The sequence below is a fragment of the Mesorhizobium vachelliae genome, from assembly GCF_033977325.1.
Taxonomy (GTDB): Bacteria; Pseudomonadota; Alphaproteobacteria; order Rhizobiales; family Rhizobiaceae; genus Mesorhizobium; species Mesorhizobium vachelliae.
This window is the reverse complement of record NZ_JAVIIR010000005.1, coordinates 104,041-116,982: the sequence shown is the minus strand read 5'-3', so window position 1 is coordinate 116,982 and position 12,942 is coordinate 104,041. Positions and strand designations below refer to the sequence as shown.

Annotated in this window: 13 protein-coding genes; 7 read left to right on the top strand and 6 right to left on the bottom strand. The window is 64.5% G+C overall.

The window, feature by feature from the left end; translation table 11 throughout:
• The first annotated feature begins 1 nt into the window (after position 1).
• The 7 genes from fdhD (at position 2) to RFM41_RS12765 (ending at position 5,905) form a co-directional block, all read left to right on the top strand.
• Entirely contained in the window at positions 2 to 832 is an 831-nt protein-coding gene (gene fdhD / locus RFM41_RS12795; protein WP_320249218.1) for a formate dehydrogenase accessory sulfurtransferase FdhD, read from the top strand.
• Positions 822 to 1,136, top strand: coding sequence for a formate dehydrogenase subunit delta (locus RFM41_RS12790; protein ID WP_320249221.1), 315 nt, complete (start codon positions 822 to 824; stop codon positions 1,134 to 1,136). Before fdhD ends, RFM41_RS12790 begins: the two co-directional genes overlap by 11 nt.
• A gap of 123 nt (positions 1,137 to 1,259) precedes the next feature.
• Positions 1,260 to 2,813 (top strand): alpha/beta fold hydrolase, encoded by a 1,554-nt coding sequence (locus RFM41_RS12785; RefSeq protein ID WP_320249223.1) that lies wholly within the window; start codon positions 1,260 to 1,262, stop codon positions 2,811 to 2,813.
• Positions 2,814 to 2,921: 108 nt separating this feature from the next.
• Positions 2,922 to 3,395: a carboxymuconolactone decarboxylase family protein gene (locus RFM41_RS12780; protein ID WP_320249226.1), complete on the top strand. Its 474-nt coding sequence runs from the start codon at positions 2,922 to 2,924 to the stop codon at positions 3,393 to 3,395.
• 81 nt (positions 3,396 to 3,476) lie between these two features.
• Positions 3,477 to 3,839 (top strand): nuclear transport factor 2 family protein, encoded by a 363-nt coding sequence (locus RFM41_RS12775; RefSeq protein ID WP_320249228.1) that lies wholly within the window; start codon positions 3,477 to 3,479, stop codon positions 3,837 to 3,839.
• A 41-nt stretch (positions 3,840 to 3,880) separates the two neighbouring features.
• Positions 3,881 to 4,195 (top strand): hypothetical protein, encoded by a 315-nt coding sequence (locus RFM41_RS12770; RefSeq protein ID WP_320249231.1) that lies wholly within the window; start codon positions 3,881 to 3,883, stop codon positions 4,193 to 4,195.
• A gap of 303 nt (positions 4,196 to 4,498) precedes the next feature.
• The gene (locus RFM41_RS12765; RefSeq protein WP_320249234.1) at positions 4,499 to 5,905 is read left to right on the top strand and encodes an FAD-binding oxidoreductase; all 1,407 of its coding nucleotides are present in this window, start codon (positions 4,499 to 4,501) and stop codon (positions 5,903 to 5,905) included.
• Between the two features lie 106 nt (positions 5,906 to 6,011).
• Here the strand turns inward: RFM41_RS12765 and RFM41_RS12760 are convergent, their stop codons facing one another.
• From RFM41_RS12760 to RFM41_RS12735, 6 genes are all read right to left on the bottom strand, one after another.
• Positions 6,012 to 7,439: a gamma-aminobutyraldehyde dehydrogenase gene (locus RFM41_RS12760; protein WP_320249237.1), complete on the bottom strand. Its 1,428-nt coding sequence runs from the start codon at positions 7,437 to 7,439 to the stop codon at positions 6,012 to 6,014.
• Between the two features lie 25 nt (positions 7,440 to 7,464).
• Entirely contained in the window at positions 7,465 to 8,280 is an 816-nt protein-coding gene (locus RFM41_RS12755) for an ABC transporter permease (protein ID WP_127227748.1), read from the bottom strand.
• Positions 8,270 to 9,235 carry an ABC transporter permease gene (locus RFM41_RS12750; RefSeq protein ID WP_320249243.1) on the bottom strand — a complete coding sequence of 322 codons (966 nt, stop codon included), beginning with the start codon at positions 9,233 to 9,235 and terminating at the stop codon, positions 8,270 to 8,272. Before RFM41_RS12750 ends, RFM41_RS12755 begins: the two co-directional genes overlap by 11 nt.
• 253 nt (positions 9,236 to 9,488) lie before the next feature.
• Positions 9,489 to 10,487, bottom strand: a complete 999-nt coding sequence (locus RFM41_RS12745) for an ABC transporter ATP-binding protein (protein ID WP_320249246.1) — start codon at positions 10,485 to 10,487, stop codon at positions 9,489 to 9,491.
• A 156-nt stretch (positions 10,488 to 10,643) separates the two neighbouring features.
• Positions 10,644 to 11,798, bottom strand: a complete 1,155-nt coding sequence (locus tag RFM41_RS12740) for an ABC transporter substrate-binding protein (RefSeq protein ID WP_320249248.1) — start codon at positions 11,796 to 11,798, stop codon at positions 10,644 to 10,646.
• Between the two features lie 182 nt (positions 11,799 to 11,980).
• Positions 11,981 to 12,892: a LysR family transcriptional regulator gene (locus RFM41_RS12735; RefSeq protein WP_320249250.1), complete on the bottom strand. Its 912-nt coding sequence runs from the start codon at positions 12,890 to 12,892 to the stop codon at positions 11,981 to 11,983.
• Positions 12,893 to 12,942 lie beyond the last annotated feature (50 nt).

Below are 12,942 nucleotides of genomic sequence, written 5' to 3'. Positions count from 1 at the left end.
CTTGGCCGCGCGCCGCAAAGCGACGAGGCAAATCTCGCGGCTGGCGCATCGCGCCGGCGGCACCGCGGCCGCGAACCGCATGGTGCCGGAGGAGACGCCCGTGGCGTTCTCCTTTGCCGGCACCACGCATGCGGTGATGATGGCGAGCCCAGCCGATTTCGAGGATTTCGCGCTGGGCTTCTCGCTGACCGAAGGCATCATCGCCGACCCAAAAGAGATCGAGGCGATCGAGGTCGAGGATCTCGGCGCCGGCATCGATATCCAGATCCGGCTGAAAGACCAGGCCAACACGCGCTTCCAGGCGCGGCGGCGGCGGCTGGCCGGGCCGGTCGGCTGCGGCTTGTGCGGCATCGAATCCATAGAGGAGGCGATGCGCTCGGTCGACGCTGTCGGTGCGTCGAAACTTACGCTTGAGGCCGAGGACGTCATCCGCTCGGTCAAGCTGCTGTCGAAGCTGCAGCCGTTGCATACGGAAACCGGCGCGGTGCATGCCGCTGGCTTCTACATTCCCGGCAAAGGCATCGTGATGGCGCGCGAGGATGTCGGCCGCCATAACGCGCTGGACAAGCTCGCCGGCGCGCTGGCCAAGGCCGGCATCGATGGCGCCAACGGCGCCGTCGTGGTGACCTCGCGCGTCTCGGTGGAGATGGTGCAGAAGACGGCCGCCATCGGCGCCTCGATCATCATGGCGGTCTCGGCGCCGACCGCGCTCGCCATCCGCACGGCAGAGGCCGCCGGCATGACGCTGGTGGCGCTGGTGCGTGGCGACGATTTCGATATTTTCACCCACCCCGAACGGGTGGCTTCCGGAGTTGCCAAGCATGTCGCATGACGAAGACCACATCGCCAGCACCGCGGAAAAGCTGGTGCGCATGGCCAACCAGATCGCTACCTTCTTCCATTCGAAGCCGCGCGAGGAAGGCATTAACGGCGTTGCCGAGCACATCAACAAGTTCTGGGAGCCTCGGATGCGGCGCCAGTTCTTCGAGATGCTGGACGGGGACGCGGAGGATTTCGACGAGCTGGTGATCGCAGCCTCGGCCAAGATCAAGCGGCCGCAGACGCCGCAACAGGCCGATACGAGCCTGGGCTACGTCAGGCCAGCCGAGGCCGCGGGCGCCGTGCCCCGGAAATAATCCGGACAACTCCCGGTCGCCGAACGCCTTATATACGCGCCTTCTAAAGTTCTTCTGCCGTAAGCGGCTCAGTTCTGCTATGGTCGGCGACAGGAATTCGTCTGGCCGGGCGGGATAGTTTGCGTGAGGCCGATCGAGACCAGATACGCGCGCAGCGGAGAGGTGCGGATCGCCTATCAGGTGGTCGGCCAGGGCTCGTTCGACCTCGTCTTCGTACCGGGCTTCATCTCCAATCTCGACCTGCATTGGGAAGACGAAGGCTATAACCGCCTGCTGAAGCGGCTTTCGGCCTTCTCGCGGCTGATCCTGTTCGACAAACGCGGCACCGGGCTTTCCGACCGCGTCGACAGCCGGCACCTTCCCAGCCTCGAAATGCGCATGGACGACGTGCGCGCGGTGATGGACGCCGCCGGCAGCGGCCGCGCCGCGATCCTCGGCGCCTCGGAAGGCGCGCCGATGGCGATGCTGTTCGCCGCCACCTATCCGCAGCGGACACGGGCGTTGGTGCTTTATGGCGGCTATGCGCATTTCCACAAATGGGTGATGCCGCCGGAGCGACTGGAAGCTTTCATCGAGACGGCGGAGACATCGTGGGGCACCGGCGCGACCTTGCCCAATTTCGCGCCAGGCCGGGTCGACGACGCCCATTTCGCCCAGTGGTGGGCCCGGTTCGAGCGGCTGTCGGCCAGCCCGACCGCCGCGGCTGCGCTTGCCCGCATGAACGCCGATATCGACCTACGCGACATGCTCGGAACGATCAGGGTGCCGACATTCCTGATCCATCGCCGCAACGACGCCCGCGTCGACCCCGACGCCAGCCGCTTCCTGGCCAAGAAGATCCCCGACGCCCGCCTGGTCGAAATCCCGGGGCGCGACCACCCGATCTGGACCGGCGACGTCGACCGGGTGGCCGACCTGATCGAGGAGTTCCTGACCGGAGAACCGGCAGTGGCCGATGTAGAACGTGTGCTCGCCGCATTGCTGGTCACGCGCATCTACGACACCGCGCGGCTCGGCGATCGCTTGTGGAGCGAACGCAGCCTGCGCTTCCAGGAGAACTGGCGATCGCTGGTCGGCCGCCATGGCGGGCGCGTCGCCGGAACGCATGGCGAATTGATGATCTCGCGCTTCGACGGTCCGGCCCGCGCCGTACGCTGCGCGGCGCTGCTGCGCGAGGCGGCCCAGGAGATCGGCGTGGCGAGCGCGCAAGGGACGCATGTCGGCGAGATCGAGGTGCGCGGACCACCGACCGGGCTGACAGCCCGTGTGGCAATGCAGCTTGCCGCCCACGCCGAACGCGGCCACATCCTCTGCTCTCGCCTGGTCGCAGACCTGGCCGCGGGTTCCGGGCTGCATTTCACCGATGCCGGGCGCATCAGCCTCGACGAATTGGACGAGCCGCTGACGCTGGTGCAGGTGACGGCCGAACAGCATCTCGAGCCGGCCTGCCGTCCCAAGCCCAAGCCGGCCGAGCCGACGACGCTGACGGCTCGCGAAAGCGAGGTGGTGAGCCTGATCGCCGACGGCAAGAGCAATGCCGCGATCGCCGCCGAACTCAGCCTCAGCGAGCACACGGTCAAGCGCCATGTCGCCAACATACTGCTCAAGCTCGACCTGCCGTCGCGTGCAGCGGCGGCGGCATTCTCGGCCAGACATGCTGGCCCGGACGGGCCATGAGAGCCATGGCGCTTTCGGGCGAAGCGGTCGAGGCGCCCTAAGAGGTATCAATTCTCCCCATGCAGGCCAGGCGATGAGCCACGAAGGCACTGCGAAATGGAGGATGAAATGCTGAAACGCAGTCGCAAGATCGGATTGCTGGCATTTGCCACGGGCGCGTTGCTGGCCGTCACCCCGGCGATGGCCGAAGACGCTTCGGCTACCGCCGCCTACAAGGACATCCAGGCCACGCTCGGCACGGTGCCGGACATGTTCAAGACCTTGCCCGATGTGGCGGTCGCCGGCGCCTGGGCCGAGATCAAGGGCGTGCAGCTCAATCCGAACACGGCTCTCAACGGCAAGACCAAGGAGCTGATGGGCCTCGCGGTCGCTTCGCAGATCCCCTGCCAGTACTGCATCTATTTCCACACGCTGGCGGCCAAGGCGAACGGCGCGAGCGACGAAGAGATCAAGGAAGCCATCGCGATGGCGGCGATCGTGCGCCACTGGTCAACGATGCTCAACGGCAGCCAGGTCGATCTGGCGACCTTCAAGAAGCAGACCGACGACCTGTTCGCGGCAGTTAAAGCCAAGTCGCAATGAAAAAGTCCCTGCCCGGCAATAAGCGCCGGGCGGCACTTTCACACATCAACCGCCCAGGACGATGGGCACATGGAGGATGACATGCTGACCAAGACAGGAAACGTGGACGGCGCCGCCATCAAGAAGGCGATCGAAGGCCGCGACGGCAAGCTGCTGTCGAGCTTCTACACCGACGATGCGCTGGTGCGGGTGATCGATCGCAACAATCCGCCGAGCAGACCGCGCGAGATCCGTGGCCGCGCGGCGATCAGCACCTTCTGGGACGATATCTGCAGCCGAGCGATGACCCACAAGGTAGATACCACCGTCGCCGAGGGGAACAACCTCGCCTTCATGCAAGCCTGCGCCTATCCGGACGGCACAAAAGTGTACTGCGCGGCGATGGTGGAGCTGAAGAACGGACGGATCGCGCGGCAGACCGTCGTGCAGGCCTGGGACGAATAGAGATCAGTCGCGGGTTCAACCGCAAAATCACGGAGGAGAACATGTTCAGCGCGAGATGGCAGATCGACGCCAAATTCGGGCACAAGCAGAATGTGCTCGAGATGATGCGGAAATGGGAACGCGAGATCGGCTCGCAGGTTGGCCTCGCCAACTTCAAATTCCAGATCATGACCGGATCGATCGGCGCCCGCGAGGCGACGGTCGAGTCGCACATGCAAGTTGAGTCCCTGGCTCAGTTGGAAGAGTTCTTCGCCAAGATCGGCAAGATCGACGCGCATGCCAAATGGGGCAAGGACATGGAGCCCTACGTGGTGTCGGGCACCAGTCTTTGGCAGATCTTCCGGATAGTCGAATAGATTGATCGACGATTGGCCGCGGCCGGCGCTGGCGGCCGCGGCGGCGACTTCATCGTGCGATCAGCCCAAGCGAGGCGTCGTACACCTTGACGCCAGCTCCGGCGACAGCTTGCGGTTGCCCCGCTGTGGCTCTCCCGGGCCATGCCCCGCTGGTCCTTTCGGGCGAAGCGGCGCGCACCGGATTGGTGCAATGTGCTCTTCCTGCACCATCCAACGCACCCGCCCGTCGAGGCGGCATAACGAAGCAACAAAAGCGTCGCGCCGACGCCGCATGGCAGTGGGCGCAATCAAGGGAGCAAATCGATGACCGACGAAACCCATGCAAAACTGCGTGAAAGCCTGCGCGGGGAAGTGATCCTGCGTGACGATGCCGGCTATGACGAGGCTCGCAAGGTCTATAACGGCATGATCGAAAAGCGCCCGTTGCTGATTGCACGCTGCGCCGATGTCGCCGACGTGATCACCGCTGTGAAATACGCGCGCGACAACGACCTGCTGATCGCCATTCGTGGCGGCGGGCACAACGGCGCCGGGCTGGGGATTTGCGACAGCGGCCTCGTCATCGACCTGTCGATTATGAAGGGGATCCATGTCGATCCGAAAACACGCACCGTGAGGGTCGGGCCCGGATGCACGTCGGGTGACGTGGACCATGCCACCCATCCTTTCGGGCTGGCTGTCCCGGCCGGGATTGTCTCGACCACGGGCGTTGCCGGCCTAACCCTCGGTGGAGGGACGGGCTATCTCACGCGCAGATACGGCCTCACCATCGACAATCTGGTCGAAGCCGATCTGGTGCTGGCCGACGGCAGCGTGGTGACGGCCAGCAAAGCCGAGAATCCCGACCTGTTCTGGGCGCTCCGGGGCGGCGGCGGCAATTTCGGCGTCGTGACGAGTTTCCTGTTCCAGGCCCATCCTGTGAATATGATCTTCGGCGGCCCGGTGTTCTGGGAGGCCAAGGATGCCCTGGCCGTCATGCAGACCTATCGCGACTACCTGCCGGAAGCGCCCGAAGATCTCGGCGCCTTTGTCGGCCTGAAAACCGTTCCTTCGACCGATCCCTTCCCGCGCGAATATTGGGGCAAGCGCGCCTGCGCCATCATCTCCTGCTACAACGGCACCGAGGAGGACGGGCGCAAGGCCATGGCGCCTCTGCTCGACAATCTGCCGCCGCCGATCTTCAACTGGATGGGCGTGATGCCGTTCCCGGCCTTGCAGGCGCTGTTCGACCCGCTGCTTCCGAAAGGCTTGCAATGGTATTGGAAGGGCGATTTCGTCAGGTCGCTTCCCGACGAAGCCATCGCGATACATATCGAGCAGGTCGGGCAAGCACCCAGCGAATTGTCGCTCATGCATCTTTACCCGATCGACGGCGCCGTGCGCCGCGTCGGCAAGGACGAGACGGCCTGGAACGCACGCGACGCAACCTGGTCGATGGTCATCGCCGCCATCGATCCCGATCCGGGCAAGGCCGCCGACCTCACCAGATGGGCCAAGGATTACTGGGCGAGCATTCATCCCCATAATGGCGAAGGCGGCTATGTGAATTTCATGATGGACGATGAAGGGGAAGCACGCGTGCGGGCGAGCTATGGCACGAACTACGAGCGGCTGAGAGAGGTGAAGCGTACCTATGACCCGTTCAACATCTTCCGGGTCAACCAGAACATCAAGCCCGCGGCTTCGGAGATGGGCAGGACGGCTGCTTAGTCCTCGTCGGCGCACGGATCGTAGCACCGAGGTCGGATTGCCCCTGAATTGCCCTTCGCAATTCGGCTGGCAATCCGACCGCTCCCACAAGGGAAGAGGTAATACCTTACCCGTGCGCCACCATCACGTGGCGGACAGCGGTGTAATCCTCCAGCGCGTAGAGCGACATGTCCTTGCCGTAGCCTGACTGCTTGAGGCCGCCATGCGGCATCTCGTTGGTGAGCATGAAGTGGGTGTTGATCCAGGTGCAGCCATATTGCAGCCGGGCGGCGGTCGCCATGGCGCGCGAGATGTCCTTGGTCCACACCGACGAGGCGAGGCCGTAATCGCTGTCGTTCGCCCAGCTCACCGCCTCGTCGACGTCCGAGAAGCGGGTGACCGAGACGACCGGACCGAACACCTCGCGGCGCACGATCTCGTCTTCCTGCAGCGCGCCAGCGACGACGGTCGGCTGGTAGTAGAAGCCCGAGCCGTCGCCCGGCTTGCCGCCGGTGGTGATCTCGATGTGCTTCAGTTCGGAAGCGCGCTCGACGAAGCTCGACACGCGGTCGCGCTGGCGGCGCGAGATCAGCGGGCCGATCTCGTTCTCGGTGTCGTCCGGCTGGTTGTATTTGATGGTCGAGACGGCCGAGGAAAGATCGGCGACGAGCTTGTCGTAGATCTTCTTGCCGGCATAGATGCGGCAGGCGGCGGTGCAGTCCTGGCCGGCATTGTAATAGCCGAAGGCGCGCAGGCCATTGATCACGGCACCGAGATCGGCGTCGTCGAAGACGATGACCGGCGCCTTACCGCCGAGCTCCAGATGCGTACGCTTGACCGACTTGGCGGCCGCCTGCAGCACCTTCTTGCCGGTGGCGACATCGCCGGTGATCGAGATCATGTTGACCTTGGCATGGTTGATCAGCGTGTTGCCGACGCTGTCGCCGCGGCCGAGCACGACATTGACCACGCCTTCAGGCAGGATCTCCGACAGGATCTTCGCCAGCTTCAGCGCCGTCAGCGGCGTCTGTTCCGACGGCTTGAAGACCACCGTGTTGCCGCCGCCGATCGCTGGCGCCAGCTTCCAGGCCATCATCATCAGTGGATAGTTCCACGGCGCGATGGAGGCGACGATGCCGACTGGATCGCGCCGCACCATCGAGGTGTGGCCCGGAATATATTCGCCCGCGACCTGGCCGGGCATCGAGCGGACCGCGCCGGCAAAGAAACGGTAGCAGTCGACGATCGCCGGGATCTCGTCATTGAGCACGGCGTTGATCGGCTTGCCGCAATTCAGCGCTTCGAGCGCGGCGAACTCCTTCGCCTCGGCCTCGATGCGATCGGCGATCTTGAGCAGGTAGCCGGAGCGTTGCGCCGGCGTCGTGCGCGACCAACTGACGAACGCCTTCCCGGCGGCGGCCACCGCAGCCTCGATCTGCGCCGGGCTGGCTTCCGGCAGATTGAGGATCGTGGCGCCGGTCTTCGGGTTGAGGATCGGCTCCTCGGTTTCGGTGCCCTTCTCGAATTTCGAGCCGATCAGCATCTGGGTGTCCATGGACGTCACTCCCTTACGAACTCAGTTATTTGCCCGAACCGGCGATCTGGTCGCCGTCGCGGGTCAGGTAATAGGCAAAGAGGATCGGCAGCAGCGTCACCAGCACGACGACCATGGCCACGACATTGGTGACCGGGCGCTGGCGCGGGCGGATCAGCTCTTCCAGCATCCAGATCGGCACCGTCTGCTGCTGGCCGGCGGTGAAGGTGGTGACGATGACCTCGTCGAAGGACAGCGCGAAGGCGAGCATGCCGCCGGCAAGCAGCGCGGTCGCGATATTCGGCAGCACGACATGCCTGAACGTCTGAAAACCGTCGGCGCCGAGATCCATCGAGGCCTCGATCATCGAGCCGGAGGTTCGGCGGAAGCGGGCGACGGCGTTGTTGTAGACGACGACCACGCAGAAGGTGGCGTGGCCGAGCACGATCGTCCAGAACGAGAAGGGGATGTCGGCCAATGCAAAGGCCGAGCGCAGCGCGATGCCGGTGATGATGCCGGGCAGCGCGATCGGCAGGATGACCAAAAGCGAGATGGCTTCGCGGCCGAAGAAGCGGGTCTGCGAGACGGCGGCGGCGCAGAGCGTGCCGAGCACCAGCGCGATCGCCGTCGAGATGGCGGCGACGCGCACCGACAGCGACAGCGCATCCCATACGTCCGGCCGGTTCCAGGTGACGGCGAACCATTGCGTGGTCAAGCCCGGCGGGGGCCACACGAAGCTCTTCTCTTCCGTCGTGAAGGCGTAGACGAAGATCAAAAGGATCGGCAGATGCAGGAAGAGCAGGCCGCAGGCGGCGGCGATCTTCAGGCCGAGCGGAGCGGATTGACCGCGGTCAGAGCGCATTGAAAGCCCCCATCCGCTTGGCGCCCCAGAGGTAGAAGCCCATGATGACGATGGGTACGACGGTGAAGGCGGCGGCCAAGGGAATATTGCCGGCAGTGCCCTGCTGCGAATAGACGGCCTGGCCGATGAAGAGCCGCGAGGTGCCGATGATCTGCGGAATGATGTAGTCGCCCAAGGTCAGCGAGAAGGTGAAGATCGAGCCGGCGACGATCCCTGGCAGCGCCAGCGGGAACAGCACGTTGCCGAAGGTCTGCCGGGGCGAGGCGCCTAGATCGGAGGAGGCCTCGACCAGATTGCCGGGCACGCGTTCCAGCGCCGCCTGAACGGGGAGGATCATGAAGGGCAGCCAGACATAGACGAAGACGATGAAGGTGCCGGTGAAGGAAACCGAGAGCGAGTTGCCCCCGACGATGGGCAGCGACAGCCAGGCATCGAGCAGCCACAGAAGGTTCAGCTTGGCCAGCAGCCAGGTGAGGATGCCTTCCTTGGCGAGGATCAGCTTCCAGGCGTAGATCTTGACCAGGTAGCTCGACCACAGCGGCAGCATGACGCCGAGATAGAACAGCGCCTTCCAGCGGCCGCGGGCGTAACGCGCCGCGTAATAGGCGATGGGGAAAGCGATGATCGCCGAAGCGAGCGTGACCAGTGCCGCCATCGTCACCGTGCGCAGGATGATGTCGAGGTTGGCGGCCTGGAACAGGTCGCCATAGGTCTTCAGCGTGAACTGGCGGTTGATGAGGCCGGAGAACTCGTCGATCGAGAAGAAGCTCTGCAGGAGCAGCGCGATGAGCGAGCCGATATAGACGATGCCGAGCCACAGAAGTGGCGGCAGAAGCATCAGAGCGAGCAGGAATTTCGGCCGCCGCCAGAAGAGGTCGGAGAACGCGCCGCGCAGGCCGCCGCTGCCCGGCAGGATGGCGGGGGCGGGGTTGGAGTTGAGCGCGGCGATGGTCATTGCAGCACCGCGCGTGGAAGAGGCTTACCTGAAAGGCCGAGATCCTTCGCGCCCCCCTCTGTCCTGCCGGACATCTCCCCCACGAGGGGGGAGATTGGCTGTCGCGGCCGCTTTCGCCAATTGTCAGCGCTGAAAGGAGCGAGTCGGCGACGGAACTGCTGATCTCCCCCCTTGTGGGGGAGATGGCCGGCAGGCCAGAGGGGGGCGCCGTAGAGCGCCACGCCTGCCCAATTTGCCATCGCTGCAAGCATCATCATGACGGCTCGTCCATCAGATGCAGGCTGTCGCGGTTGAAGGTGAGCATGACCGCCTCGCCTTCCGCCGGCAGCGCCGTACCCGCCGGCACCACCGCATGCAACCTCAGCCCGTCGGCATCGAGCGCCAGCCTCGTCGTGGCACCGAGATAATTCGTTCCGACCAGGCGCGCGGCGACGCCGTCGCCGCTGGTCGCGCTGGAGACGCGGATCGACTCCGGGCGCAGGCTTCCCCAGCGGTGCTGGCCGGAATAGCGCTGGACGAAATCGGGCGGCAGCACGTTGGATGAGCCGACGAAATCGGCGACGAAGCGCGTGTTCGGGCGCTGGTAGATATCCTCCGGCGTGCCGACCTGCATGATCCTGCCGTCGTTGAAGACGGCCACGCGGTCGGCCATGGAAAGCGCCTCACCCTGATCGTGGGTGACGAAGACGAAAGTGATGCCGAGCACCTTCTGCAGCGACTTCAATTCCTCCTGCATGTTCTCGCGCAGCTTGAGGTCGAGCGCGCCGAGCGGCTCGTCGAGGAGCAGGACCTTTGGCTGGTTGACCAGCGCCCGGGCGAGCGCGACGCGCTGACGCTGGCCGCCGGAGAGCTGGCCGGGGCGGCGCGCGCCATAACCCGGCAGGCGCACCAGCGACAGCGCCTCTTCCGCCGCCTTCAGCCGCTCGGCCTTGCCGACGCCCTTGACCATCAGGCCGTAGGCGACGTTGTCGAGCACGTTGAGATGCGGGAACAGCGCGTAGTCCTGGAAGACGGTGTTGACGTTGCGGCGATAGGGCGGGACGCCCTCGGCACGCTCGCCGAAGATGGAGATCGAGCCCGCCGTCGGCTGCTCGAAGCCGGCGATCAGCCTGAGGCACGTCGTCTTGCCCGACCCGGACGGCCCGAGCATGGCGAAGAACTCGCCAGGAGCGATCTCCAGATCCACCGCGTCGACCGCGCGCACGCTGCCGAAATGGCGCGAGACTTGTTTGAAGGAAACGGCAGAGGTCATGGGCCCTGTCAATTCAGTTGCCGGGTCAAACGAAGACGAGTTCGCGCGACGCCCTACCTCCCCCTTGTGGGGAGGTCGCGGCGAAGCCGCGGGTGGGGAGCCCCCACCCCGACGCTCAAGCGTCGACCCTCCCCACAAGGAGGAGGGTAAGCGAGATCAACGCCCGCCGATGACGCCGATATAATCCGATACCCAGCGGTAGTACGGCACGCACTGGTCGTTCTGGCTGGCGCATTTCGACACCGGCGTCTTCCAGAACTTGATCTTGTCGAAATTCTCGTAACCGTTGGTCTTGCAGCCTTCCTCGCCGAGCAACTCGTTGCCCTTGCAGGCGGCGGGCACGACCGGCAGCGAGCCGAACCAGGCCGAGACGTCGCCCTGGACCTTCGGCGACAGCGAATGCTCGAGCCACTTGTAGGCGCAGTTCGGATGGGCGGCGTCGGCTTCCATCATGGTGGTGTCGGCCCAGCCGGTGACGCCTTCTTCCGGCACGGTCGAGGCGACCGGCTTCTTGGCGGCGACCAGTGTGTTGACCTGATAGGGCCACGAGCCGGAAGCGACCACGCCCTCGTTCTGGAAGTCGTCGACCTGGATCGCGGCATCGTGCCAGTAGCGGCCGACCAGCGTGCGCTGCGTGCGCAAGAGATCGAGCGCCGCCTTGTACTGGTCTTCGTTGAGCTCGTACGGATCCTTGATGCCGAGTTCCGGCTTGTGGAACATCAGGTAATTGGCTGCGTCGGCGATGTGGATCGGGCCGTCATAGGCCTGGACACGGCCCTTGTTCGACTTGCCGTCGGGCAGCTTCATCTCCTCGAAGACGACGTTCCAGCTCTTGGGCGCTTCCTTGAAGACAGCGGTGTTGTACATCAGGATATTCGGGCCCCACTGATAGGGGACGCCGTAATGCACCTTGTCGACGGTGAACCAGGGCGCTTCCTTCAGGCGGTCGTCGACATTCTTCCAGCTCGGGATGAGGTCGGTGTTGATCGGCTGCACGCGCTTGCCGGCGACGAGGCGCAGCGATGCATCGCCCGAAGCGGTGACGAGGTCGAAGCCGCCCTCGTTCATCAGCGAGACCATCTCGTCCGAGGTATTGGCGGTCTTCACGTTGACCTTGCAGCCGCTTTCCTTCTCGAAAGCCGTCACCCAGTCGTAATTCTTGTCGGTCTCGCCGCGCTCGATATAGCCCGGCCAGGCAACGATGTTGACCTGCCCCTCGCCCTTGCCGAGTTCCTTGACCTGGGCCATGGCCTGACCGGAAAAAGTCAGCGCGACAGTCAGCGCTGTGCACGACTTCAGGAATGCATTCATCGTCGATCTCCCATTGCTAGGGGCAGCGCTCTCAGGGCGCGGCTTTGTTCCCTGGGCGAAAGGTGCTGTGAAAAATCCGGTTTCGCAAATTCATTTATCAGAAAGCCGATATCGGTTTTTCCGATACTTTTGACGCAATTCCAGACGGAAAACCGCTTCACACTTTTCCTGGAATTGCTTGACTAAAGCCGTTGCCGCGCCATCCGCTGCGACTGCGCGAGGCCGATGAAGTCGCGCGCGGCCTGCGGCAGGCCGGAGCCGCGGCGCCAGACGGTGCCGACCTGGACCACCGGCAGCGACCCGGAAACATCCCGCGATTCGATGCGGTCGCCTTCCAGCGACCAGGGCCGGTAGACGAGGTCGGGCAAGAGCGCCACGCCGGCGCCCGTGGCGACAAGGCTGCGCACCGCTTCCACCGATCGCGTGCGGAAGGCGACATGGGGTCTCGCGCCGATCGCCGACAGCAGCTTGCCGGTGTTTTCCTCGATCTCGTCGACGGTGAGCATGATCAGCGGCTCGGACGCGATATCGCCGATCGAGATGATGTCGGCGCTGGCGAGCCTGTGGCTGAGCGGGACCCACAAGCGATAGGCCGAGACCTCCAGGATTTCCGATTGCAGCGCGGTGCGGTCGCGCAGGTTGGAGGTCACCATGACGGCGATATCCAGCTTGCCGCCGACCAGAAGGTGCTCGAGATAGTCGCCATTGTCCTCGATGGCCGAGACCTCGACGCCGGGATAGGCGCGGCGGTAGCGGGCGAGCAGGTCGGACAGAACATAGCCGGCGACCAGCGAGGTGACGCCGAGCTGCAGGCGGCCGCTAGTGGCAGCCTGCTCGCTTGAGAAGGAGCGACGCGCATCGGAAACGTCGGCCAGGATCTTGGTCGCGTGGCGCAGGAACTGATGACCCTTATGGGTGATGTTGAGGCCGCGCGGATGGCGTTCGAACAGCTCGACGCCGAGATCGCTCTCCAATTCCTTGATCGCCTCGGTGACAGAGGATTGCGAAATCGACAGGTTCTGCGCGGCGCCCGAGACGGTGCCCTGCTCGGCGACGGCGACGAAGAACTGCAATTGGCGGATGGTGAAGGCCATCGCCGGACTAAACACCGGCGCGCGCGAGAAGGAAAGCCGGCGCGGCCCGT